25 protein-coding genes are annotated in these 21,914 nt (G+C 66.9%); 11 read left to right on the plus strand and 14 right to left on the minus strand.

The genetic code is table 11. From position 1 onward, the window contains the following. Positions 1–102: 102 nt before the first annotated feature. Positions 103–1,575, minus strand: coding sequence for a hypothetical protein (locus G7B69_RS04530; RefSeq protein ID WP_166176553.1), 1,473 nt, complete (start codon positions 1,573–1,575; stop codon positions 103–105). Between the two features lie 12 nt (positions 1,576–1,587). Next, on the minus strand, positions 1,588–2,337 hold the full coding sequence (locus tag G7B69_RS04535) for a MauE/DoxX family redox-associated membrane protein (RefSeq protein ID WP_166176555.1): 750 nt from the start codon (positions 2,335–2,337) through the stop codon (positions 1,588–1,590). A gap of 47 nt (positions 2,338–2,384) precedes the next feature. Here G7B69_RS04535 and G7B69_RS04540 point away from each other — a divergent pair, with 47 nt between their 5' ends. Next, the gene (locus G7B69_RS04540) at positions 2,385–2,771 is read left to right on the plus strand and encodes a MerR family transcriptional regulator (RefSeq protein ID WP_243415026.1); all 387 of its coding nucleotides are present in this window, start codon (positions 2,385–2,387) and stop codon (positions 2,769–2,771) included. On the opposite strand, the gene G7B69_RS04545 is transcribed toward G7B69_RS04540, so the two are convergent. From G7B69_RS04545 to G7B69_RS04560, 4 genes are all read right to left on the minus strand, one after another. After that, a complete protein-coding gene (locus tag G7B69_RS04545; protein WP_166176557.1) occupies positions 2,772–3,569 on the minus strand; it encodes a DUF1206 domain-containing protein in 798 nt (265 codons plus the stop codon). 50 nt (positions 3,570–3,619) lie between these two features. Next, positions 3,620–4,333 carry an NYN domain-containing protein gene (locus G7B69_RS04550; protein WP_166176559.1) on the minus strand — a complete coding sequence of 238 codons (714 nt, stop codon included), beginning with the start codon at positions 4,331–4,333 and terminating at the stop codon, positions 3,620–3,622. Positions 4,334–4,415: 82 nt separating this feature from the next. Next, on the minus strand, positions 4,416–5,006 hold the full coding sequence (locus G7B69_RS04555) for an OB-fold protein (protein ID WP_166176561.1): 591 nt from the start codon (positions 5,004–5,006) through the stop codon (positions 4,416–4,418). A 157-nt stretch (positions 5,007–5,163) separates the two neighbouring features. Beyond that, positions 5,164–5,817: a carbonic anhydrase gene (locus G7B69_RS04560; RefSeq protein WP_166176563.1), complete on the minus strand. Its 654-nt coding sequence runs from the start codon at positions 5,815–5,817 to the stop codon at positions 5,164–5,166. A 59-nt stretch (positions 5,818–5,876) separates the two neighbouring features. On the opposite strand from G7B69_RS04560, the gene lipA reads away from it, so the two are divergent. Both lipA and G7B69_RS04570 read left to right on the plus strand, forming a co-directional pair. Next, positions 5,877–6,803: a lipoyl synthase gene (gene lipA, locus G7B69_RS04565; RefSeq protein ID WP_166176564.1), complete on the plus strand. Its 927-nt coding sequence runs from the start codon at positions 5,877–5,879 to the stop codon at positions 6,801–6,803. Beyond that, on the plus strand, positions 6,803–7,264 hold the full coding sequence (locus G7B69_RS04570) for a type II toxin-antitoxin system RatA family toxin (protein WP_166176566.1): 462 nt from the start codon (positions 6,803–6,805) through the stop codon (positions 7,262–7,264). The genes lipA and G7B69_RS04570 overlap by 1 nt, the downstream gene beginning before the upstream one ends. Here G7B69_RS04570 and G7B69_RS04575 read toward each other — a convergent pair. Genes G7B69_RS04575 through G7B69_RS04585 form a run of 3 tightly spaced genes read right to left on the minus strand, consistent with a single transcriptional unit; the run spans position 7,225 to position 9,415 of the window. Further along, a complete protein-coding gene (locus G7B69_RS04575; RefSeq protein WP_166176568.1) occupies positions 7,225–7,722 on the minus strand; it encodes a CinA family protein in 498 nt (165 codons plus the stop codon). The two genes, G7B69_RS04570 and G7B69_RS04575, sit on opposite strands and share 40 nt — an antisense overlap. Next, positions 7,719–8,264 (minus strand): hypothetical protein, encoded by a 546-nt coding sequence (locus tag G7B69_RS04580; RefSeq protein WP_166176570.1) that lies wholly within the window; start codon positions 8,262–8,264, stop codon positions 7,719–7,721. The genes G7B69_RS04575 and G7B69_RS04580 overlap by 4 nt, the downstream gene beginning before the upstream one ends. Next, positions 8,261–9,415 carry a bifunctional 2-C-methyl-D-erythritol 4-phosphate cytidylyltransferase/2-C-methyl-D-erythritol 2,4-cyclodiphosphate synthase gene (locus G7B69_RS04585; RefSeq protein WP_166176572.1) on the minus strand — a complete coding sequence of 385 codons (1,155 nt, stop codon included), beginning with the start codon at positions 9,413–9,415 and terminating at the stop codon, positions 8,261–8,263. Before G7B69_RS04585 ends, G7B69_RS04580 begins: the two co-directional genes overlap by 4 nt. A 77-nt stretch (positions 9,416–9,492) precedes the next feature. Between G7B69_RS04585 and dusB the strand changes: the two genes are divergently transcribed. Genes dusB through ntrX form a run of 5 tightly spaced genes read left to right on the plus strand, consistent with a single transcriptional unit; the run spans position 9,493 to position 16,687 of the window. Beyond that, complete coding sequence (gene dusB, locus G7B69_RS04590; protein ID WP_166176574.1) at positions 9,493–10,509, plus strand: tRNA dihydrouridine synthase DusB; 1,017 nt, start codon at positions 9,493–9,495, stop codon at positions 10,507–10,509. Then, positions 10,506–11,579: a two-component system sensor histidine kinase NtrB gene (locus tag G7B69_RS04595; protein ID WP_166176576.1), complete on the plus strand. Its 1,074-nt coding sequence runs from the start codon at positions 10,506–10,508 to the stop codon at positions 11,577–11,579. The genes dusB and G7B69_RS04595 overlap by 4 nt, the downstream gene beginning before the upstream one ends. After that, positions 11,576–12,988: a sigma-54-dependent transcriptional regulator gene (locus G7B69_RS04600; protein WP_166176578.1), complete on the plus strand. Its 1,413-nt coding sequence runs from the start codon at positions 11,576–11,578 to the stop codon at positions 12,986–12,988. The genes G7B69_RS04595 and G7B69_RS04600 overlap by 4 nt, the downstream gene beginning before the upstream one ends. Before the next feature lie 59 nt (positions 12,989–13,047). Beyond that, on the plus strand, positions 13,048–15,288 hold the full coding sequence (locus tag G7B69_RS04605; protein WP_166176580.1) for a sensor histidine kinase: 2,241 nt from the start codon (positions 13,048–13,050) through the stop codon (positions 15,286–15,288). Between the two features lie 19 nt (positions 15,289–15,307). Beyond that, the gene (gene ntrX / locus G7B69_RS04610; RefSeq protein ID WP_166176582.1) at positions 15,308–16,687 is read left to right on the plus strand and encodes a nitrogen assimilation response regulator NtrX; all 1,380 of its coding nucleotides are present in this window, start codon (positions 15,308–15,310) and stop codon (positions 16,685–16,687) included. Between the two features lies 1 nt (position 16,688). On the opposite strand, the gene G7B69_RS04615 is transcribed toward ntrX, so the two are convergent. The 4 genes from G7B69_RS04615 to G7B69_RS04630 are packed head-to-tail and all read right to left on the minus strand — an operon-like array spanning position 16,689 to position 18,244. Continuing rightward, a complete protein-coding gene (locus tag G7B69_RS04615) occupies positions 16,689–17,084 on the minus strand; it encodes a DUF1801 domain-containing protein (protein WP_166176584.1) in 396 nt (131 codons plus the stop codon). Beyond that, positions 17,081–17,311, minus strand: a complete 231-nt coding sequence (locus tag G7B69_RS04620; protein ID WP_243415027.1) for a hypothetical protein — start codon at positions 17,309–17,311, stop codon at positions 17,081–17,083. The genes G7B69_RS04615 and G7B69_RS04620 overlap by 4 nt, the downstream gene beginning before the upstream one ends. 13 nt (positions 17,312–17,324) lie before the next feature. Continuing rightward, entirely contained in the window at positions 17,325–17,732 is a 408-nt protein-coding gene (locus G7B69_RS04625) for a VOC family protein (protein ID WP_166176586.1), read from the minus strand. Next, complete coding sequence (locus G7B69_RS04630; protein WP_166176588.1) at positions 17,729–18,244, minus strand: helix-turn-helix transcriptional regulator; 516 nt, start codon at positions 18,242–18,244, stop codon at positions 17,729–17,731. Before G7B69_RS04630 ends, G7B69_RS04625 begins: the two co-directional genes overlap by 4 nt. A 215-nt stretch (positions 18,245–18,459) precedes the next feature. Here G7B69_RS04630 and hfq point away from each other — a divergent pair, with 215 nt between their 5' ends. The 3 genes from hfq to G7B69_RS04645 are packed head-to-tail and all read left to right on the plus strand — an operon-like array spanning position 18,460 to position 21,150. Next, positions 18,460–19,035, plus strand: a complete 576-nt coding sequence (gene hfq, locus G7B69_RS04635; RefSeq protein ID WP_166176590.1) for an RNA chaperone Hfq — start codon at positions 18,460–18,462, stop codon at positions 19,033–19,035. Positions 19,036–19,085: 50 nt separating this feature from the next. After that, positions 19,086–20,360, plus strand: a complete 1,275-nt coding sequence (hflX, locus tag G7B69_RS04640; protein WP_479928796.1) for a GTPase HflX — start codon at positions 19,086–19,088, stop codon at positions 20,358–20,360. Beyond that, positions 20,353–21,150, plus strand: coding sequence for a Stf0 family sulfotransferase (locus G7B69_RS04645; RefSeq protein ID WP_166176592.1), 798 nt, complete (start codon positions 20,353–20,355; stop codon positions 21,148–21,150). Before hflX ends, G7B69_RS04645 begins: the two co-directional genes overlap by 8 nt. On the opposite strand, the gene mazG is transcribed toward G7B69_RS04645, so the two are convergent. Then, complete coding sequence (gene mazG, locus G7B69_RS04650; protein WP_166176594.1) at positions 21,147–21,893, minus strand: nucleoside triphosphate pyrophosphohydrolase; 747 nt, start codon at positions 21,891–21,893, stop codon at positions 21,147–21,149. The two genes, G7B69_RS04645 and mazG, sit on opposite strands and share 4 nt — an antisense overlap. Positions 21,894–21,914 lie beyond the last annotated feature (21 nt).

Below are 21,914 nucleotides of genomic sequence, written 5' to 3' on the forward strand. Positions count from 1 at the left end.
ATGTGTCACCCTGTCGCTTTGTCGCCATTTCGCCAATAATCGCTTGATTTTACGCGATTTGTTAAGGCGACACTTTGGGTGACAGTTGCCGAAAGTGTCACCCTAATTCCCCAGGCTGAGCTTGGCGAAGACCGTGTAGCCCATCGGCGACCGGCCATAGGCCGCATCAAGGGCTTCCGGCTTGAGGAAGGCCGACGCGGTCCCGCCGAGGGCGAGATTGAGCGGCCCGAGCGGCAGGCGATAGGCGTAGCCGGCCTGGAACTTGGTCACCCGGAAGGCCATGTCGTGCAGCGGGTCGGCATGGTCGGGAAAGAGCTCGTCGTTGTCGACGTTCTCGACCCGTCCGAACAGCGTGTGGTGCCGCGTCAGGTCCCAGTTCACTTCGCCGAGCCAGGCGGTGAGGGTGGGACCGGGCACCCGGTCCTTGGCGGCGAAGGCCGCCATCGCCGACAGGCCCTTGCCGTTGTTGAAGTGAGCCGAGACGGTGGTGCGATGCTCGTTCTCGCCGGGGTGGCTCGCCTCGGGCGATTTGATCTCGCCATAGCTTGCTTGCAGCAACCAGGAAGGCGAGGGGGCAAAGCTGGCACGTGCGCTCCAGCTGTCGAGTTTGGGCTTCTCGATATTCCAGCGGAATTCGTCGGGCTCACGGCCGCGGAAGGCGCTGGCCTCGAATTGCCAGCGGGGCGCGGCGAGGCCGGCGGTGACTACGCCGTAAGTGATGTGGGTCGAATCGAACCAGTGATGGCTGATCGGCGCCTCGGGATTATAGGCGGCGCTGGCGCGGTGCATGAACGCGCTCGGGCCAAGCGCCGGTTCGCCAACCGGGCCGCCGTAGAGGAACGCGCTGGTGCCTTCGGCGACATCGAGATCGATTCGTCCGGCCAGCTCCATGAACAAGTCGTGCGGGTGCTGGCGGTCGACGATCGGCTGGCCGTAAGCCTCCTCGCCGGTGGCGAAGAGCAGCGGATAGCCGCTGTGCTTCATCAGCGGCTCGGCGCTCATCATCGAGCGCAAGGTGAACGTGCCGCCTTCGAACGGCGCCGTCAGCGTCGCCATGGCCATCGACGCAACGAACAGCTTGTCGTCGCCGCGCGGGCCCGACTGGTTGGTGTAGATCGGCCAGACGTAGCCGTGCAGCATCAGCATCGCATCGCCGCCGAGGCCAAGCATCGCGCCGTGGTTCATCTTCTCGTTCGGCGGCAGGCGCGAGGTGCCGGAGCCTTCGCCGGCAGGCGCCAGAGCCCGCATAGTCCCGTTCCACGGATAATCGCAGTCGTCCCACGTCGGATCGGGACATTCGGGCGTTCGACCCGGCAAGGGATGCTCGCGAGTACCATGCTCGGTTTGCGCATGATCCATCCCGGGCATGTTCATGCCCTTCATGCCCTTCATGCCTTTCATGTCCATGTTGCCCATGGAACCATGATCCGCGTCGGACTGCTCGGAGGTCGAATCCCCGCTTGCCGTTTCGGCCGGGGCGGCCTGCGCGGCGGGCGCATCGTGCTGGTGTTCCTGCGCGAAGGCCGTGGACGGAAGCAGCGCGAGAGCGGCAGCGGTCAGAAGAAGCTTGGTCACGTCGAAAGTCCTTTACGCATTGAACAGCATCCAGATCGCCATGCCGATCATGAACAGGTTTTCGGTAAGCGAGACGAAGCCGAGCGGCACGCTGCTCGAGCCGCCGACGCAGGCGCACTTGATCGCGCGCTTCTGCACATAGACCGCGTAGTAGACGCTGGCCGCGCCGATGCCGCCGATGAACAGCGCCACCGGGATCGACAGCCAGTTCAGCGCATGCGCCGCCATCAGCACGCCGGCGCCGGCTTCCAGGAACGGGTAGGCGTAGGAATAGGGCACCCAGCGCTGGGCGAGCAGATCGTAGCCGACGAACATGGTCGAGAATTTCTCGAGGTCCTGCAGCTTGAGCATCGCCAGGATCGCCATCGTGAAGCTGACGAACCATTCGGCCGCGCGGACGGTGAACGGCGAGCCGAAGGCGTGGAAGCTGACCGCCATCGCCAGCAGCGCAGCGATGACGAACACGGCGATCACCGGCCTGTAGCTGGTCGCGCTTTCTTCGGGCAACGGATCGCCGAGGTATTTGCGCAGTTCGGTGTAGCCGCCGATCCGCTTGTCATCGATGAAGGTCTGCGGGGTGGTCTTGACCTTGTGCTCACGCTTGAACGCGTCGGTCTCCTCGCGCGTGGTCAGCCAGCGGTCATCGACGATGTAGCCGCTCTTCTCCAGCAGCCAGCGCGATTTCACGCCGTAGGGGCACACGTGCTTGTCCATTACCATGCGGTGGAGGCGGGCTCTTTTTGGGGTGTTGTCGGACGTCATGTCCACTCCTATAACCTCTGTACCACGGTACGGAGTCAACCGGAAAAATGATGCGCATTTCGGAATTGGCGCGGGCGGGGGGCGTCGGCGTAGAGACGGTGCGGTTCTACCAGCGCAAGGGGCTGCTGGCCGTTCCGCGGGGAGACGCCCCCGCCGGGCGACATTACGACGAAGAGGACTTGCGCCGCTTACGCTACGTCAAGCAGGCGCAGACCGCCGGTTTCACCCTCGCCGAGATCGCCGAGTTGCTCCACCTCCACCGTACCGACGACCGCCCGCGCGCCCGCGAGATGGCCCGCGAACGGATCGCCGAGCTCGATGAGCGCATCGCCGAGCTTCAGGCTGCGCGGCAGTCGCTCGCCAAGCTGGCCCACGATTGCGCGAAGGGCGGGGCGGGTCCGTGCCCGATCCTCGACGCCTTCGGTTCGGGCTGATCAGCCGAGCGCCGGCTTCAGGTCGGCCTTTTGCAGCGGCGGGAGGATCCGGTAGCGGGCGACGACCAGGCTGAACGCCCCGAACAGCATCAGTCCCGTAGCCACCAGCGTGTAGAGGAGCCCGCTCGAACGAAGGCTCAACAGCGCCTCGCCAAGGCCCTTGGCATCGCCCGAGGCATCGAACCAGGCGGCACGCACCAACGACCAGCCGATGATGGCAAACACCACGGCTCGCGCGGCGAAGCCGGCTCGGCCGATCAGCTCGATGCCGCGCGGCGCCCGGGAGCCGACACGGTGCATGAAATGGCCGGTGGCCGCTTCCTTCACCTGCAACAGGGCCGCGATGACGAAACCCGCGCCGACCACGCCGATGCCGATCTTGCCCAGGCTCCAATCCAGCGCGGTGTGGGTCGCGTGCCTCGTCTGCCCGTGGCCCGCGCTGTGCCTCAAGCCAAGCGCGAATTGCAGCGCGGCGAATGCGAGGACGGAATAGCCCGCTGCGGCGGCGATGTCGCCAACCCGGTGGAGCCATCCCTTCGCGTCGCCGCCACGATGCTGCACGTCGCAGACCGCCGACAGCAATTTGAAGGCTACGTAACCCGCGAGACCGGCAGCGAGGACGAACAGAAGCGGCTTTCCAAGCGGCATGTCCTGCAGCGCGTCGAAAACGGCCTGCCCGCCCGCATCGACCTTGACCCGCGTCCCCAGCGCCAGCCAGCCGAGCAGCAGGTAAACCACCCCGCGCGCGGCGTAACCGAGCCGCACCAGCCAGCTGAACTTTTCCGATGTGTCGACCATTCGCGCTCCATGAACCCGAGCGGTTCAACGGCGCTGCGGGCCATTGGTGCCTAGCGCACGCGTTTGACGTAAAGCTGGTTGTCGCGCCGTTCGAGCTTGAAGTTGTCGCTCGCCGCTTTCATCAGGTCGGACAGGCGTTTGAAACCGTGATTGCGGACGTCGAAGCTCGAACGGTTTCCCGCGATCTGGCCGACTTCCTGCAGCTTGGCATAACCCTCCTCGTCGCGGCTTGCAGCTTTCCATGCCGCGCCCAGCAGCTCGATCAGCTCGGGATCGATCGGGCTGCTTTCGCTGGCCTTCGGGGCTTCGTCCTGCGCCTGAGTGCGGATCAGCTGGTCGACGTCGATGAAGCGGGTACAAGCCGTCTTAAACGCCTCGGGCGCCTTCGCGCTGCCGAAGCCGTAGACCAGCAGCCCGTCCTGCCGCAGCCGGGTGACCAGCGGGGTGAAATCGCTGTCGCTGCTCATGATCCCGAAGCCGTCCACCTTGCCACCGTAGAGCAGGTCGATGGCGTCGATCGTCATCGCCATGTCGGTGGCGTTCTTGCCCTTCGTGAGGTCGAACTGCTGCACCGGCTGCAATCCAAAGCGGTGGGTGATCTTGTCCCACTTCGACAACGCCTGCTTCTGCCAGTTTCCATAAGCGCGGCGGACGTTGACCTGCCCGAGCTCGGCGAGGACGGTGAGAACCGGGTCGATGCCCGCCGCGCTCGCGTTGTCCGCGTCGATCAGCAGGGCGATGTTCTTGAGGGCTTCCTCGGGCATGTCCGGCTATGTGGCCGCGCGGCGAGGGGAGTGCAAGCAATGGGTGCTGTCGGCGGGTTTGCCGAGCGCCGCCGCGCGTGACCTATTGTTCCTGCTTGTCCTGATCTTCGGGAGACGGGGGGTTCGGAGGAGGCGGCGGAGAGGGCAGCGCGGCGTCGTCTGTCTGTTGGATCGCGCAGTCCTGCACCCAGAGCTCGTCGCCGCCTGAACCCATATGCTGGCAACTGAGCGTGACTCGCTGGCCTGGTCGGAGCTGCTTGGCGTCCTCGATCGCAAGCTGTGCGACGTCGATGCCAAGCTGCACGTTCGGATTGGAAGTCTTCAAACGCAGATCGAGGCTGCCGTAGCCGTCCGGCACGATCCGGAGGAACTCCCCACTGACCACGATCTCGCGGTTGCCGAACCGCCTTGCTGCCGCGCCCGGGTCATCGCTGTAAGCCTTGTACAACTGCTCCGCCTCGATCGTCACCGGCCCGCCGGCCTGGTTCCGCTCGTCGGAGCCGATGGTCACCGTCGGGTCTGGCCAAGCCCCGGTGAGCTGCCCCGCGACTCCCAACGCGAGCAGGACTGCCGCGCCGCCGCCGACCAGGAGAGCTTTGCGAGATCCTTTCCGGCCCTCGCCCGGGCGATCGCGGCGTCCGCCGAGCAAACTCCCGCGAACGCCCGGGTCCATTGCCGTGCCGCAAATCGGACAAAATTCCCGCAACGCGGAGACGTCGGCAGAACATCCGGGACAACGCACTTGCTCTTACCTCCCCGCCGCCGCGCCTGGGCCTCCGCTGTGCTATATAAGGGCGGTACGGGCCCAGGCAATTCAGACACGTCCGTCTCTAGGCGGGATTGAACCGGCCGGTGTGCTCGTCGAGCAGGTGCAATACGCCGTCGGCGATGGCGAAGAAGGCGCCTCGCAGCCGCAGCTTTCCGCGCCCCTCGAGCTCGCGCACGCACGGGAAGGTTCGCAAGTTGGCGAGACTCACGCGCACCGCCGCGTGTTCCATCGCGCGCTCGGCCGCCCGCCCTTCGGTGCCGTATTCCTCGACGATCGGGCCGCGGACTTCGTCGAGCATCGAGATCCAGTCGGCGATGAAGCCGCCGTGGCCTGGCTCCATGCCGTGCAGCTCCTGCGTCAGCGCCGCCTGGCAGCCGCCGCACATGCCGTGGCCCATCACGACGATCTCGCTCACCCTGAGCACCTGGACGGCGAACTCGAGCGCCGCCGAGACACCGTGCCGGCCCGGCGTGGTCTCGAACGGCGGGACCATCGCCGCGATGTTGCGCACGACGAATATCTCGCCGGGGTCGGCGTCGAACACCGTCGCCGGGTCCGTCCGGCTGTCGGCGCAGGCGATTACCATGACCTTGGGTGCCTGGCCCTCGCGCAGCTTGTCCCAGCGCGAGCGCTGCGGATGCCAGCCTTTTTCGCGAAAACGGCGATAGCCGGCGATGAGCGCGGCGAGTTCAGCGGAAACGGGTTCGTCGGCCATGCCCGGCCCAATGCCGCGCGCCATTGCCTATGGCAAGGCTCGCGCTTAAGTGGCGCCGCATGAACGATCTCTCGTCAGCCCCGCGGCCCGAGCGCCAGCGCAAGCCGGACTGGATCCGGGTCAAGGCGCCGGTCAGCAAGGGCTACCAGCAGACCCGCGCGTTGATGCGCGAACTGAGCCTCAATACGGTGTGCGAGGAAGCTGCCTGCCCGAACATCGGCGAGTGCTGGACGAAGAAGCACGCCACGGTGATGATCCTCGGCGACGTGTGCACCCGTGCTTGCGCGTTCTGCAACGTCAAGACCGGCATGCCGCGCCTGGTCGATCCGCTGGAGCCCGAACATGTCGCCACCGCCGCCGCGCGGCTCGGCCTCGAGCATATCGTCGTCACCAGCGTCGACCGCGACGACCTGGCGGACGGCGGGGCCGGGCAGTTCGTCAAGGTGATCGAGGCGCTGCGGCGCGAGACGCCGAACACCACGATCGAGATCCTCACGCCCGATTTCCGCGGCAAGATGCGGCCCGCCGTCGAGGCGATCGTTGCCGCCGGTCCCGACGTCTACAACCACAACCTGGAGACGGTGCCGCGGCTCTACCCGACGATCCGCCCGGGCGCGCGGTACTACGCCTCGCTGCGGCTGCTCGAGGAAGTGAAGGCGCACGACCCGGCGATCTTCACCAAGAGCGGGATCATGCTCGGCCTCGGCGAAGCGCGGCTCGAAGTGCACCAGGTGATGGACGACATGCGCACGGCCGACGTCGATTTCCTGACCATGGGCCAATACCTGCAGCCGACTCCGAAGCATGCCAAAGTCGAGGAGTTCGTCAGCCCGCAGGCGTTCGACGCCTACGGCGCGATCGCCCGGGCCAAGGGCTTCCTGCAGGTCGCCTCGAGCCCGCTGACTCGCTCGAGCTATCACGCGGGCGAGGATTTCGCGCAAATGAAGGCGGCGCGCGAGGCGAAGCTGGCGAAACGGCAAGGCTAATGCCCGGCATTCGCGAGACACGCAGGCTGCCTTACAGCTGCGAGGAGATGTTCGACCTCGTCGCCGATGTCGGCCGCTACAGCGAATTCCTGCCGTGGGTGGTCGCCACGCGGGTGCGTTCGAACAGCGAGACGGAAATGGTCGCCGACATGCTCGTCGGCTTCAAGGCCTTGCGCGAGAAGTTCACCTCGAAAGTGATCAAGGAACGCCCGAAACGGATCGAAGTGATGTACGTCGACGGGCCGCTCAAGGATCTCGACAACATCTGGGAATTCGCTGCGCTGCCCGACGGCGGCTGCGAAGTTCATTTCTGCGTCGACTTCGCCTTCCGGAACATCATGTTCGAAGCGCTCGCCGGGCAATATTTCGACCGCGCCTTCCGCAAGATGGTCGCGGCGTTCGAAACGCGCGCTGAAGAGCTTTACGGCAAGAGAAGCTCGAGCGCGCAAAGCGTCGCCTGACGGCGCACTTCGGAGCGATCGCCGGTCGCGAAAAGCTTCGATTCCGCCTCGCGCTCCTCGGCGTAACGTGTTGCCCTGGCGAACACGACGGTGCCGACCGGCTTCTGCTCGGTTCCGCCATCGGGACCCGCAATCCCGCTGATCGCCACCGCCACGTCGGCGTTGCTGTGCTCGAGCGCGCCTTGTGCCATGGCGTAGACGCAGGCGATCGAAACCGCGCCGAAGGCATCGATCACGTCGCCCGCCACGCCCAGCGTCTGCTGCTTGGCTTCGTTCGAATAAGTGACAAACGCGCAATCGAGCACCGCCGACGAGCCGGGGATTTCGGTGATGGCGGCGGCGACGAGGCCGCCGGTGCAGCTCTCGGCAATCGCGATCTTGCGCCCGGCCGCACGGTTTTCCTCCACCACGCGGCGGGCGAGGGCGGTGATGTCGGCCGGGAGCAAGGACTGGCTCATCGCTGTGCTGGCAGCCTGCCGAGGCTGGCGACCAGCTTGTCGCTCGCCGAGGCGATGTCGAACAGCACGCCCAGGACGCGGCTCGCGTCGCGCGGGTCGAGCGGCGAGATGGCCTCGGCCATCCGTTCGATGTTGCGGCACGAGCGCGGATGAATCTTCGCCGCCAGCTCCTGCTCGATGAGCGCGTCGGCCAGGGGCCGGATCGCGTTGTCGGGAAGGGAGGCAAAGGTCTTCGCCTGGTCAGGCGCCTTGTCCCGGGCAATCCTGAGCAGGGCCGAACGCGCGACGGGCCACGCCGCGTTCTGCTCGACGGCGTAGCGTTGGGCCAGCCCCGGCCCCTGCATCGCCAGGAATCCGTTTGGCGACAGCTCGCTGGCGCAAGTCTGCCTCGCGGCGCTGATGAAACCGGGCATGGCATAGACGGCGAGGGCCGAGGCTTCGTCGCCCGACATGTCGGGGATGTTCGGCATGGCCGACACCGCCGCGGTCGAGATGGTAGCAGCCGCCAGCGCGGCGGCGGCGAAGGGGATGGTTAGCTTCATGTCTCGTGGTCCTCCCGAGATACCAGTGTCGCCACGGCCTGGGCGGCAATGCCCTCACCGCGGCCGGCGAAGCCGAGTCGCTCGGTGGTCGTCGCCTTGACGCTGACCTGTGTCAGGTCAACGCCTAGCAGCCCTGCGAGTTTCCGCCGCATCGCCTCGCGATGGGGAGCGATTCTGGGCGCTTCGCAAATCAACGTGACGTCCACATTACCGACCCGGTAACCGGCTTTGTCCGCCAGGTCGGCTGCATGGGCGATGAACTCCTTCGACGGGGCGTCCTTCCAACGCGGATCGCTCGGCGGAAAGTGCTCGCCGATGTCGCCCTGGGCGCAGGCGCCGAGGATCGCGTCGACCACCGCGTGCAGCCCCACATCGGCGTCGCTGTGCCCGGCCAGGCCCTGGCCGTGAGGAATCCGCACCCCGCATAGCCACAGCTCCTCGCCCGCGGCGAGGCGGTGGACGTCGTAGCCAATGCCGATGCGGACCATGGCCGCGCCCGTGCGGAAGTCGGCGGCAAAGGTCAACTTGCGCAACCGCTCGTCGCCTTCGACCAACGCCACCTCAAGGCCGGCGGCGGCGGCCACCTGGGCGTCGTCGCCGGCACTCGGGCCGCCTGTCCACGCGCGATGGGCGGCGAGCACTTCCGCGAAACGGAACGCCTGCGGCGTCTGCACTCGGCGCAAGTCCTCGCGGTTGACTTGCGCGGTCATCAGGCTGCCGGAGGCCACGGCCATGCTGTCGACCACCGGCAGCACCGGAATGGCTGCCGGATAATCATTCAGCGCGCCCAACAGGCGTTGGATGACTGAAGCCGGCAGGTCGGGACGGGCCGCGTCGTGGATCAGCACCCGCGCCGGGGAATCTCCATCCAGTGCCTCGAGCGCCGCGCGAACCGACTGCTGGCGCGTGGTGCCGCCGGTGATGAGGCGCACGCCGTCGATGCCGGCCAAACCTTCGCGCGCGAGGACATCTGCACCCTGGGGGATGGCAACGACGATCGGCATTGCCCCCAGTCGGGCGAAAGTCTCGACCGAATGCCGCACCAGCGGCTTGCCGCGCCATGGCGCGAACTGCTTGGGGACCGGCCCCCCGGCGCGGACACCTTTGCCGGCGGCGACGATCACGGCGGCGAATGGAGGCGGCGGGGCCATGGGCGGGGCGGCTAGACGCTTGCGCGGGCGGGGGCAATCCACTATGCGCTGCCCAAATTTTAGGCATCCTTTACCCAATGTCCCAAGTCCCGCCTCCTCCGCCGCTGCGGTCGATCGCCATCGGCGACGTGCATGTCGATTGCCCGGTCGTGCTCGCGCCGATGACCGGCGTGACCGACTTGCCGTTCCGCAAGCTCGTGCGGCGCTTCGGTTCGGGGCTCAACGTCACCGAGATGATCGCCAGCGAGGCGGCGATCCGCGAGACACGCCAGAGCGTGCAGAAGGCGATGTGGCACCAGATCGAGGAGCCGGTGTCGATGCAGCTGGTGGGCTGCGATCCGCGCTCGATGGCCGAGGCGGCCAAGCTCAACGCCGATCGCGGCGCGGCGATCATCGACATCAACTTCGGCTGCCCGGTGCGCAAGGTGGTCAACGGCTACGCCGGCAGCGCGCTGATGCGCGAGGTGCCGTTGGCGACCAAGTTGATGGAAGCCACGGTCAAGGCGGTCTCGGTGCCGGTTACGGTCAAGATGCGGATGGGCTGGGACCACGACAGCCTCAACGCGCCCGAGCTGGCGCGGATCGCGCAGGACCTCGGCGTGAAGATGGTCACCGTCCACGGACGCACCCGGAACCAGATGTACCGCGGCGATGCCGACTGGTCGTTCATCCGCAAGGTCAAGGAAGCGGTGGTGATTCCGGTCATCGCGAATGGCGACATCTGCACGATCGAGGACGCCGCCAAGGCGCTCGAGCAGTCGGGCGCCGACGGGGTCATGATCGGCCGCGGCGCCTACGGCAGGCCGTGGCTGCTCGCCCAGGTCATGCACTGGTGGCGCACCGGACAAGTCATGCCAACTCCTGATTATGACGAGCAATATGAAGTGCTTGTCGAGCATTACTCAGACATGCTCGAGCTGTACGGGCGCGACGTCGGGACCAAGGTCGCGCGCAAGCACATCGGTTGGTACACCAAGGGAATGCACGGTTCGGCGGAGTTCCGTAACTTCGTGAACTTCGTCGACAACCCCGACCAGGTGCTCGGCGAGATCGCCCGCTTCTACGAGCCGTTCCTGCGGCGACAGGCCGCGTGAGCGAGAGCGCCGCTCCCACGGCGGTGGAGCAAATCTCCGGCCTCACCTTCGCCTGCATCCTGCTCGACCCGGATCTCGCCATTCGCGAGGCCAACCAGTCGGCCGAGGACCTGCTCGGCGCAAGCATCCGCCGGATGATGGGGCAGCCCCTGACGGACCTCGCCACGTTCGAAGACGAGCGCATCGCCGAACGGATCGCGGAACCCGACGCGCAAGTGACGGCGCGCGGCCTCACCGTCCGCTTCGGCGAGCGCGAGCAAAGGGTCAACATGACCGTTTCAGCGCTGATCTCGCACCCGGGTTGGCGGGTAGTGACCTTTTCCGACACCGGCCAGGGCGAACGCTTCGGCGAGGAAGATCGCGCGCCGTCGCTGCGCGGCCCGGCGATTCTCGCGCACGAGATCAAGAACCCGCTCTCGGCCATCCGCGGCGCGGCGCAATTGCTCGCCCGCAAGGTCGGCGAGGGTGAAAAGGGGCTCACGACGCTGATCGCCGATGAAGTGGACAGGATTGCGCAGCTGATCGACCGGATGCAACGCCTCGGCCGGGAGCAGCCCGAGCCGGTGACGCCGGTCAATCTGCATCAGGCCGTGCGCCGCGCCTGCGACACGGTTTTCGCGGCGGGCGAGGGGAAGGTGGCGCTGCGCGAGGAATTCGATCCTTCGCTGCCGCCGGTCCTCGGCAACGAGGGCGCGCTGGTGCAAGTCCTGGTCAATCTCGTCGCCAACGCCCGCGACGCCTGCAGCAGCGCGGCCAATCCGACGGTAACGATCCGCACCCGCTTCGTTAGCGGCCTGGTGCTGAACGTCATCCGCCTCGGGCGCCCGGTGAAGCTGCCGATCGAGGTCCAGGTGACCGATAACGGCCCGGGCATCGAACCCGCGCTGGCCGACCACATTTTCGAGCCGTTCGTCACCAGCAAACTCAACGGGCAGGGCCTCGGCCTGGCCCTGGTCAACAAGCTGGTGCGCGACATGAATGGACGGATATCGCACGAACGCGACGAGGCTGCCGGACTGACGCATTTCCGCGTCCACCTGCCGATGGCGCGCCAGGAGAAAGCGAAATGAGCAGGACGGCCTTGCTGGTCGAGGACGACGGCGCGATCGCCACGGTGATCACCGCCGCGCTCGAGGAGGACGGCTTCAGCGTCTCTCGCTGCGATTCGATCGCCGGCCGCGACCGGCTGCTGGCGGAGCGGCGCTACGACGTCATGCTGACCGACGTCATGCTCGGCGACGGCGACGGCATCGAGACGCTCGCGGCGGTGCAGGCCGCCGCGCCGCAGATGCCGGTGATCATCCTCTCCGCGCAGAACACGCTCGATACCGCGATCCGCGCGACCGATACCGGCGCGTTCGAGTACTTCCCCAAGCCGTTCGATCTTGACGAGCTCGTCCGCACCACCCGTCAGGCGGCGGATTCGCGCTCGGCCGCCACCGCCGATGCCGACGACACCGCCGGAGCCCTGCCGCTCATCGGGCGCAGCCAGCCGATGCAGGAAGTCTACCGGATGATCACGCGCGTGCTGCGCAACGATCTGACCGTGCTGATCCTCGGCGAATCCGGCACCGGCAAGGAGCTGGTCGCCGAGGCGATCCACCAGCACGGCGCGCGCAAATCGGGGCCGTTCGTCGCCGTGAACACCGCGGCGATCCCCTCCGAGCTGATCGAAAGCGAGCTGTTCGGGCATGAGAAGGGCGCCTTCACCGGCGCGGTCGGCCGGCACATCGGCAAGTTCGAGCAGGCGAGTGGCGGCACGCTGTTTCTCGACGAGATCGGCGACATGCCGCCCGAGGCGCAGACGCGGCTCCTGCGGGCGCTGCAATCCGGCCGTATCCGGCGTGTCGGCGGGCGCGAGGAGATCGCCACCGATGTGCGCATCGTCGCCGCGACCAACCGCGATCTCGCCCCGCTGATCGCCGCCGGGCGTTTCCGCGAGGACCTTTATTATCGCCTCAACGTCGTGACCATCCACCTGCCGCCGCTGCGCGAGAGGCCCGACGACATCGCCGCGCTGACGCGTCATTTCCTCACCCTCGCGGCGCAGGAAGGGCTCCCGCGGCGACGGTTGAGCGACGAGGCGATCGAGCTGCTGCAACGCCAGCCGTGGCGCGGCAACGTGCGCGAGCTGCGCAATTTCGCCTACCGCGCGGCCCTGCTGGCGCGCGAGGACGAGATCGACACGGCCACGGTTAGCCAGCTGCTCGCCGACCGGCCGATGAGCGATGAGACCGCCGCCCAGGCGAGCCTCCCCGCTGCGCTCGCGACCTGGTTGGCCGATACCAAGCTGGCGCCGGGGACGCTCTATCACGCGGCGCTGGCGGCATTCGAGAAGCCGCTGTTCGAGCATGCCCTCGCGCGCACCGGCGGCAACCAGCTGCGCGCGGCGGCGTTGCTCGGCATCAACCGCAACACGCTGCGCAAGCGCCTCAGCGAGCTCGCTATCGACCCTGATCGCTTCTCCGCCACAAACTGACGTCGGGTCACCGAAAGACCCTTGCAAATCTGCAACAGGTCCGTTGTAACCTTGCAACGATGGCCGAACCCCCCGCTCAGGAAACGACAGCGCCGAGTCCGCTGCATCGGCGGCGAATTCCCCGCTGGTGGCGGAGGGCTTTGCTGACCTCGCGTCGGATCAACCTGTTTCGCTGGCTCGAAGCGATCGCCGCCGTCACCTTGCTGCTCGTTCTGGCAAGCGCCTACGTCGCGCTGACGCGGAGCGGCGAACCGGGCGAACCGCTGCCGTCGCTGCAAATGACGGCGCTGTTGCTCGGCACGCTGATCCCCCTGCTGGCGCTGATAGTGCTCGGCGGGCGCCGGATCGCGATACGCCGCGCGGGCGACGCCAGCGCAAGGCTGCACGTCAAGTTCGTGTTCTTCTTCTCGCTGGTGGCGGCCGTGCCGGCGCTGGTCGTCGCGGTGTTTGCCAGCCTGATGTTCCAGTCGGGCGTCGAATTCTGGTTCAACGACAACCAGCGCGGGATCGTCGAGAATGCCCGAACGCTGGCGCGCGGGTACTACGACCAGAACCAGAGAGAGGTCTCCGCCAACACCGCCGCGATGGCGCAGGACATGCGGTTCTACCTGCAGCGCTATGCGCTCGAGAGCCCGGAGTTCTCCGAAGTCTACGGCATCCAGGTCTACCAGCGCGAGCTGCAGCGCAGCGCGATCCTGCAGCAGGTGAAGGACGGCAGCCTGCGCGTCGTCGCGATCGTCGACCCGGAGGAGGGCAGTCTCGTCCAGCGCGTGACCCAGGCCGCGCTGCCGAAGCTCCACGCGGGGCAGAATGTCGTCGTCACGGCCAGCAAGAACCGGATCGAGGCGGTCACCGCGATCGACCTCAAAGGCGGCATCTTCCTTTACAACGCGCGCAACTCCGATGCCCCGGCGCTGAGCCAGTGGGAGCGGGCGCAAAGCGTTCTGGCCGGTTACCAGGATCTGAAGACCCGCTCGCGGGCCATGCAGCTGCGCTTCAACGCCATCCTGCTGCTGGTCTCGCTGGCGCTGGTCGTCCTCGCAGTGTGGTTTGCGCTGCGCTTCGCCGACCGTCAGGTACGTCCGCTGACCGAGCTGGTCGCCGCCGCCCGCCGCGTCGGCAGCGGCGATTACGACATGCGGATCGAGGGTCGCACCGGTCCCGACGAGATCGGCCTGCTCAATCGGGCGTTCAACCGCATGACCAGCCAGATCGAACGGCAAACCGCCGCGCTGATCGGAGCCAACCGCCAACTCGCGGAGCGCCGGGCGTTCATCGAGACGGTGCTGCAGTCGATCACCGCCGGCATCGTCTCGGTCGATCGAGGCGGCGAGATCCAGCTGATGAATGCTTCGGCGCAGTCCATGCTGCTCGACAAGGCAGGGCCGGGGCCGCTGGGGCTCAAGCTCGCAAAGATCGCACCCGAGATGGCAGCCCTCACCAAGAGCGGCACCGACCATGGCATCGTTCAGGCGAAGCGCGGCAACGACCTGCTGACGCTGGCGGTGCGCCTCGCCCCGGCGGCGAGCGGCTGGGTGATCACCTTCGAGGACATCACTCGCCAGCTGCTCGACCAGCGCCAGGCCGCCTGGTCCGACGTCGCCCGCCGCATCGCCCATGAAATCAAGAACCCACTGACCCCGATCCAGCTCGCCACCGAGCGGCTCAATCGCCGCTACCGCAAGCAGATCGTGCAGGACGGCGAGCTGTTCGACGAACTCACCGGCACGATCATCCGCCAGGTCGGCGACCTCAGAAAGATGGTCGACGAATTCTCCTCCTTCGCCCGACTGCCCAAGCCGGTGTTCCGCCAGGAAGACCCCGCCGATCTCGTCCGCCAGGCGCTGTTCCTGCAGGAAGTCGCCCGGCCGGAGATCGACTTCAGCTTCTCGGCGCCCGACAAGTTGCCGCCGATCGCCTGCGACCGGCACCAGTTCGGCCAGGTCATGACCAATGTGCTGAAGAACGCCGCCGAGGCGATCGAAGCGCGCCGGCACGATGCCGAGCCCGACTACCGCGGAAAGATCGCGGTGGAGGTCGCCGCCGATGCGCGGTTCTTCACCGTCATAGTGAGCGACAACGGTGTCGGGCTGCCGAGCCAGAGCGCCGACCGGATTCTAGAGCCTTACGTGACGACCCGCGAGAAGGGCACCGGCCTGGGCCTCGCCATCGTCAAGAAGATCATCGAGGAGCACGCCGGCGAAATGAGCTTTGCCGGCAACGAGGGAGGGGGAACGAGAGTGACTTTGCGCTTCGCGCGCGATCCGCTGGCCGCCGCGGGCGTCGAGGCGGCCGAATGACGTATTTTGGAGATAATTGATGGCGCTCGACATCCTTGTGGTCGACGACGAACAGGATATCCGCGAACTGGTCGCGGGCGTGCTGACCGACGAAGGTTACGAATGCCGCACCGCGGGCGACAGCACGCGCGCGCTGCAGGCGATCGACGAGCGGCGGCCGAGCCTGGTGCTGCTCGACGTCTGGCTGCACGGCAGCCCGATGGACGGGCTCGAGGTGCTCGACGCGATCAAGGCGCGCGAACCGAATCTGCCGGTGATCATCTTCTCCGGCCACGGCAACATCGATACCGCGGTCTCCGCCGTCAGCCGCGGAGCGATGGACTTCATCGAGAAGCCGTTCGAGGCCGAACGCTTGCTGCACCTGGTCGGCCGGGCAACCGAGACCGAGCTGCTGCGGCGCGAGAACGCGCGGCTGCGCGAAGGCTTCGCCCAGACCGACGAGTTCACCGGCAACTCGGCCGCGATCAACCAGGTCCGCGCAACGCTGAAGCGGGTCGCCAGCACCGGCAGCCGGGTTATGATCACCGGACCCGCCGGTTCGGGCAAGGAAGTCGCTGCGCGGCTGCTCCACGCGTGGAGCTCGCGCGCCGACAAGGCCTTCGTCACCGTCAACTCGGCGCGGATCACCCCCGAGCGCTTCGAGCAGGAACTGTTCGGCGAGGAGGCCGACGGCAAGCTGCTTCGCGCCGGCCTGCTCGAGACGGCCGACGGCGGCACGCTCTATGTCGACGAAGTTGCCGACATGCCGATCAGCACCCAGGCGCGAATCCTGCGCGTGCTGACCGACCAGAGCTTCGTCCGCGTCGGCGGCACGCGGCAGATTGGTGTCGACGTTCGCGTGGTCTCCTCGACCGCGCGCGAGCTCGAAAAGGAGATCGAGGAAAAGCGCTTCCGCGAGGACTTGTTCTACCGCCTCAACGTGGTGCCGGTGGCGATCCCCTCGCTTGCCGACCGTCGCGACGACATCCCGCCGCTGGCCGACCATTTCTTCACCCGCTACGCCCGCGAGCAGGGCGCCGATGCGCCTGAGGTCAGCTCGGAAGCGATGGCCGCGCTGCAGGCCTACGACTGGCCCGGCAACGTCCGCCAGTTGCGCAACGTGGTCGAGCGAACGGTCATTCTCGCCCCGCGCGAACGGCTCAAGCGGATCGAACCGGATATGCTGCCCGAGGAGATCACCGGCGGAACGAACGCCAACGGCAACGCGATGTCGGGGTTGATGGGCGTGCCGCTGCGCGAGGCGCGCGAGAATTTCGAGCGCGAGTACCTGCGGATCCAGATCCGCCGATTCTCCGGCAACATCTCGAAGACGGCCGGCTTCGTCGGAATGGAGCGCTCGGCGCTCCACCGCAAGCTCAAGCTCCTCGGCATGGGCGAGCGCGAGGGCGGGGTGGAGTAGGCTACCTCGGTGCCTTGGCCTTGTTGACCGCCACGGCTTCCTGGATCAGCGCCTTGAACGCGGCCGCATCGGGATCGTCGCCCTCGAAGATGTCGATCGCCCGCCGCGTGCCCGCGTCGAGGCTGGCGTTGAACAGCCGCTTCGGGTCGGCCAGCGACGCACCTCGGGCGAAGGTAAGCTTGACCTTGTCGCGGTAGGTTTCCCCGGTGCAGATGATCCCGCCGTCTTCCCAAACCGGCACTCCCAGCGGGTTCGACGGCTTGCGCCATTTTATCGCCTCGACGACCGCGGGATCGGCCTCGCGGATAAGTGCGCGCAGGCGCGTCAGGCAGGTGCCGCGCCAGTCGCCCAGCGATGCGATCTTCGCGTCGATCCCTTCTGAGGCTTCAGCGTTCATGCGGGTTCCTTCCGCGTACGCGCCGCGCGCCCGTTGGCGGTATAGGGCAGCACGAACATGTACAATCCGCTGAACAGCAGCAGGAACAGCGGCGCGAGGGGCGAATAGACGAGCCACATCGGCGGCGTCCCCAGCGCCATGGCGACGAAATTGGCAATGACGGTGACGGTAAAGACGATCGACAGCCACCGATGCGTCTGACGGATGGCCTGGCTCCAGTTCATCATGCTTCCTCCCAATTCAGGACCTTGTTTGCACCATCTTCCAGCCGTTCCCGGACGGATCGCGAAAGCTGGCGTCGACGCTGCCGTACCGTTCGACCGGTTCCTGCGTGAATTCCACCCCTGCGCCGTTCATCCGTTCGTAGGCGCCGCGACAATCGTCGACCGCCAGGACCAGCGGCGGCATCGCGCCCTTGGCCACCACCTCGCGCATCGTTTGCGCCGTGTTCTCGTCGAGCGTCGGCGGCTGCGGTGCGAACAGGCCGAGCTGGAACGACGGCTGATCGGGATGCTGGACCGTCAGCCAGCGATAATCGCCGTTCTTCACGTCGGTGTGGACCCTGAAGCCCAGCTTGCCGACGTAGAACTCCAGCGCTTCGTCCTGATCTCGGACGTACAGGCCGGCCACTCCAACTCCCTGGCTCATGAGCAACTTCCTTCTTCCGCGTTGTCCGGAGCGCCCATATCTCCGGTTGCGCGGCGCCGCTTCTCCGAAACTGCGATTGTGAGGTTCGGCCGCTGCGCCGCGCTGACGAAGCAGTGCGGCACGACCTCGAGCCGGTGAGCGGTGCGGCGTTGCCAGGCGCGCAGTTCGCTAGGACTTTTACCAGTAACGTCGCGGAAAGTGCGCCCGAAGGTGCCGAGGCTGGACCAGCCGGTCTGCAATGCGATTTCGGTAATCGGCAAGTCGCTGTCGCGGAGCAGGGCGGCCGCCTGTTCGATTCGCCGGGTAAGCAGGTACCGGTGCGGCGGCACCCCGAAGGCGTCCTTGAACGATCGCGCGAAATGGGCTTGCGACACGCCGCTTACCCGCGCGAGCCGGGCCACCGGCCAGGCTTCGTGCGAGGCGGCATCCATCCTGTCCTTGGCGCGAAGGAGCCGGCGCAGGAGGAGGGGATCTTGCTTTCTGGCGGTTCGCAAGGACTTGGAGCGGGCCATCGGTCTTCGAAACGTGCCCCAGCTTCGCCGTCGAGTAAACCTGGACACGCCGGGAAGCCCACTCATGCCGTCATGGAACTGCAATTGATCAAAGTCATTTGCTGAATCTGGCGGGCAGGGCATAATGGCCGCGCTGTAAACCGGCCCGGTCGTTTGCCCAGGCCAGAACGCGGACCGCACCAGCGGCCGCCAATAAACAAGAAGGAGTGCGGCTAATGGCCAAGGGAACGCTTACCGCAAAGCTCAAGTCCGCCAGCGAAGAATCGGAATCTCCACCCTCTCCTGCACCGGCGCCCGCGGCTTCGCCCAAGGGTGCCAACCTGCAGGATGTATTCCTCAATCACCTGCGGCGAGAGAAGCTGCCGGTTACCATGTTCCTCGTCAAAGGCGTCAAGCTGCAGGGCATCGTGACCTGGTTCGACAACTTTTCGATCCTGCTCCGGCGCGATGGCCAGTCGCAGCTGGTCTACAAGCATGCGATCTCGACGATCATGCCCGGTCAGCCGGTCGATGCCGGGCAATTCGGCGCGGGCGGCGACAACGGCCGCAAGCAGCGTCTGTTGCAGGACGTGTTCCTCAGCCGGGTGCGCGATGCCGAGGTCCAGGTGACGATGTTCCTCGTGAACGGCGTGATGCTGCAAGGCCGGATCGCCGCCTACGACCTGTTCTGCATGCTGCTCGAGCGCGACGGCTTCGTCCAGCTCGCCTACAAGCATGCGGTGTCGACGATCCAGCCTGCGGCCCCGGTCGACCTGACGAGCGACTGGGACGAGGAAGGCGAATCGATCTGAGCTTCGACGAAGACATTGGCGAAGTCGCGCGCGGTGCGCGCGCCCTGGTGGTGTGTCCCGACATCCGCGGCGCGCGCGCCGGGGTCGACCTGGAAGCGCGGCTCGAGGAGGCGCGGGGGCTTGCCCTGGCGATCGGCCTCGTCGTCGCCGATGCCTTCGTGCTGCCGCTGCGGCAGATCCGCCCGGCGACCTTGTTCGGCGAAGGCCAGATCGAGCGCATCGCCGCCGAGTGCGAGCTCGAAGACGCCGAGCTGGTCATCGTCGACGGCTCGCTGACCGGCATCCAGCAGCGCAACCTCGAGGAAAAGCTCAAGCGCAAGGTCATCGACCGCACCGGGCTGATCCTCGAGATCTTCGGCGAGCGCGCGGCGACCGCCGAAGGGCGGCTGCAGGTCGAGCTGGCGCACCTCGACTACCAGCAGAGCCGCCTGGTGCGCAGCTGGACGCACCTCGAGCGCCAGCGCGGCGGCTTCGGCTTTCTTGGCGGCCCGGGCGAGACCCAGATCGAGGCCGACCGGCGACTGATCCGCGACCGCATGGCGCGCCTGCGCCGCGAGCTCGACCAGGTCCGCCGCACCCGTGCCTTGCACCGCAAGCGCCGCGGGCGGGCGCCGTGGCCGGTGATCGCGCTGGTCGGTTACACCAACGCCGGCAAGTCGACGCTGTTCAACCGCCTGACCGGCGCCGACGTGATGGCCGAGGACCTGCTGTTCGCCACGCTCGACCCGACGATGCGGGCAATCTCGGTGCCGGGAGTCGAGAAGGCGATCCTGTCCGACACCGTAGGCTTCATCTCCGACCTGCCGACCCAGCTCGTCGCCGCCTTCCGCGCGACGCTGGAGGAAGTGACCGAGGCCGACGTGATCCTCCACGTGCGCGACATCGCCAATCCCGACAGCGCGGCGCAGAAGCGGCACGTGCTGCAGGTGCTCGAAGATCTCGACGTTCTCGCAGGGGAGGGCGGAGGCGAATCTCGTGTCCCGATCCTCGAGCTGTGGAACAAGTGGGACCTGCTCGGCGGCGAGCGGCGCGAGGAGCTGGCCGCGCTTGCAAGCCAGGACGTCGACGTGCTGCCGATCTCGGCGGAGACCGGCTTCGGGGTGGCCGAGATGCTCGAACGCGTCGGCCGCCTGCTGACCGAAGGCGCCCGGGTGCACCGGATCACCGTGGCGGCCAGCGACGGCCAGCGGATCGCCTGGCTCCACGCCCACGGCGAAGTGCTCGATGAGCGGGAGGCCGGGGAAGGGGAGAACGGCCCATTGCGCCGCCTCGACGTGCGCCTGACCGACAAGGAATTCGGCCGCTACGCCTCGCTCGATGCTTGACCGCGCCGGGCGCTCGACCGATGCTCGCGGGATGCTGCTGGGCGTCGAAACGGGCTACGAGGCGGAGTTCGACTTTCCGCCGCATCTCACGCCGCCGCCGCGGCCCTACCTCCTCGCCAGCGTGCCGCGCTCGGGCAGCACTTACGTCAGCCATCTGATCTGGCAAACGGGCTGCCTCGGCGCGCCGCTCGAATACTGCAATTTCGAGCCGACCGGCCCGTATGGTCACGCCAGCCAGTCAGTGGTCGAGCAGCAGCGGTTGTGGCGCGCGGCGTTGAGCCGGCGGACGTCGCCCAATGGCGTGTTCGGGCTCAAGGGTTTCCCGGCCCAGTTCGAAGCTCTCGAGCAAGCCAATCCGGGGCTGCTCGCTGAAGTCATGCGAACGGTGTTTTCCTCGCGCGCACAGGCTCGCGTCGTCCTGCTCCATCGCCGCGATCGCACAGCGCATGCGATATCCTACGCCCGTGCGATCCTCTCGGGCATCTGGCGCGCCGAACAGGAGCGCGGGGGCAGGATCGAGCCCGAATATTCGCGAGTCGCCATCGAGCGGGCCGAAAGACTGATCGAAAGCCAGGAGGCTGCCTGGAAAGCGATGTTGACCGATCTCGAGGTCACCCCGCTCGAGCTATGGTACGAAGAGGTTCTCGCGAGCCCGGCGGCGACGCTCGATGCCGTTGCCGGCTACCTCGGCGTCGAGATCGATCCCGCCGCCGCGGTCAAGGTGCCGCCGATCGAGCGCCAGTCGCAGCAGGGCGCGCGCGCCTGGGCCAGGCGCTACACGGCAGGCTAGGGCTCGGCGGCCTTGACGCGCTGCCAGAGCGCTTCCTGCTCATCGAGCGAGAGCGCGGCGAACGCCTTGTGGCCACCGGCAAGCGCCTCCATGGCCCGAAAGCGACGCTCGAACTTGATGTTGGCGGCGCGAAGCGCGTCCTCCGGAGCAATGCCGTAGGCGCGCACCAGGTTGACTGCCGCGAACAGCAAGTCGCCGGCTTCCTCGGCACGCTTGTCTTCGGGCGCCTCAGCCAATTCGTTCACTTCCTCAACGATCTTTTCGGCCGGGCCGGCTGGATCGGGCCAATCGAAGCCCGAGCGCGTCGCCCGGCGTTGTAGCTTCTCGGCCCGGAGCAAGGCAGGAAGCGTCGTCGCGACGCCGTCGAGCGCGCTTTGTGTGCCCTTCAAGGTCCTTTCGGCGGCCTTAAGCGCTTCCCAATCGGGTGACGTTTCGGCCTCGCCGAAAATGTGCGGATGGCGCGCTTCCATCTTGTCGGCGATGGCTCGGGCGACGTCGATGAAAGCGAAGTGGCCTGCTTCCTCGGCCATGCGGGCATGGAACACGACCTGGAACAGAAGATCGCCGAGCTCGCCGCACAAGTCGTCCATGTCGCCACGCTCAATCGCATCGGCGACTTCGTAAGCTTCTTCAATGGTGTACGGCGCGATCGTCGAAAAGGTCTGCGCACGATCCCAGTCGCAGCCGGAAGGGCCGCGGAGGCGGGCCATGATCGAGAGGAGGCGGTCGAGTTGCTCGGACATCTTGGGATGATAATATATATT

The organism is Croceibacterium segetis, from assembly GCF_011320115.1.
In the GTDB taxonomy this organism is placed as follows: Bacteria; Pseudomonadota; Alphaproteobacteria; order Sphingomonadales; family Sphingomonadaceae; genus Croceibacterium_B; species Croceibacterium_B segetis.

Excerpts from the sequence above, each read along its gene's own strand:
- G7B69_RS04555 (WP_166176561.1), bottom strand. The coding sequence starts at position 5,006 with ATGGACCCGGGCGTTCGCGGGAGTTTGCTCGGCGGACGCCGCGATCGC.
- G7B69_RS04545 (WP_166176557.1), bottom strand. The coding sequence starts at position 3,569 with ATGGTCGACACATCGGAAAAGTTCAGCTGGCTGGTGCGGCTCGGTTAC.
- G7B69_RS04570 (WP_166176566.1), top strand. The coding sequence starts at position 6,803 with ATGCCCGGCATTCGCGAGACACGCAGGCTGCCTTACAGCTGCGAGGAG.
- G7B69_RS04605 (WP_166176580.1), top strand. The coding sequence starts at position 13,048 with ATGGCCGAACCCCCCGCTCAGGAAACGACAGCGCCGAGTCCGCTGCAT.
- G7B69_RS04550 (WP_166176559.1), bottom strand. The coding sequence starts at position 4,333 with ATGCCCGAGGAAGCCCTCAAGAACATCGCCCTGCTGATCGACGCGGAC.
- mazG (WP_166176594.1), bottom strand. The coding sequence starts at position 21,893 with ATGTCCGAGCAACTCGACCGCCTCCTCTCGATCATGGCCCGCCTCCGC.
- G7B69_RS04630 (WP_166176588.1), bottom strand. The coding sequence starts at position 18,244 with ATGGCCCGCTCCAAGTCCTTGCGAACCGCCAGAAAGCAAGATCCCCTC.
- ntrX (WP_166176582.1), top strand. The coding sequence starts at position 15,308 with ATGGCGCTCGACATCCTTGTGGTCGACGACGAACAGGATATCCGCGAA.
- G7B69_RS04615 (WP_166176584.1), bottom strand. The coding sequence starts at position 17,084 with ATGAACGCTGAAGCCTCAGAAGGGATCGACGCGAAGATCGCATCGCTG.
- hfq (WP_166176590.1), top strand. The coding sequence starts at position 18,460 with ATGGCCAAGGGAACGCTTACCGCAAAGCTCAAGTCCGCCAGCGAAGAA.
- G7B69_RS04625 (WP_166176586.1), bottom strand. The coding sequence starts at position 17,732 with ATGAGCCAGGGAGTTGGAGTGGCCGGCCTGTACGTCCGAGATCAGGAC.
- G7B69_RS04540 (WP_243415026.1), top strand. The coding sequence starts at position 2,385 with ATGATGCGCATTTCGGAATTGGCGCGGGCGGGGGGCGTCGGCGTAGAG.
- G7B69_RS04600 (WP_166176578.1), top strand. The coding sequence starts at position 11,576 with ATGAGCAGGACGGCCTTGCTGGTCGAGGACGACGGCGCGATCGCCACG.
- G7B69_RS04580 (WP_166176570.1), bottom strand. The coding sequence starts at position 8,264 with ATGAAGCTAACCATCCCCTTCGCCGCCGCCGCGCTGGCGGCTGCTACC.
- dusB (WP_166176574.1), top strand. The coding sequence starts at position 9,493 with ATGTCCCAAGTCCCGCCTCCTCCGCCGCTGCGGTCGATCGCCATCGGC.
- G7B69_RS04575 (WP_166176568.1), bottom strand. The coding sequence starts at position 7,722 with ATGAGCCAGTCCTTGCTCCCGGCCGACATCACCGCCCTCGCCCGCCGC.
- G7B69_RS04620 (WP_243415027.1), bottom strand. The coding sequence starts at position 17,311 with ATGATGAACTGGAGCCAGGCCATCCGTCAGACGCATCGGTGGCTGTCG.
- G7B69_RS04560 (WP_166176563.1), bottom strand. The coding sequence starts at position 5,817 with ATGGCCGACGAACCCGTTTCCGCTGAACTCGCCGCGCTCATCGCCGGC.
- lipA (WP_166176564.1), top strand. The coding sequence starts at position 5,877 with ATGAACGATCTCTCGTCAGCCCCGCGGCCCGAGCGCCAGCGCAAGCCG.
- G7B69_RS04535 (WP_166176555.1), bottom strand. The coding sequence starts at position 2,337 with ATGACGTCCGACAACACCCCAAAAAGAGCCCGCCTCCACCGCATGGTA.
- G7B69_RS04585 (WP_166176572.1), bottom strand. The coding sequence starts at position 9,415 with ATGGCCCCGCCGCCTCCATTCGCCGCCGTGATCGTCGCCGCCGGCAAA.
- G7B69_RS04645 (WP_166176592.1), top strand. The coding sequence starts at position 20,353 with ATGCTTGACCGCGCCGGGCGCTCGACCGATGCTCGCGGGATGCTGCTG.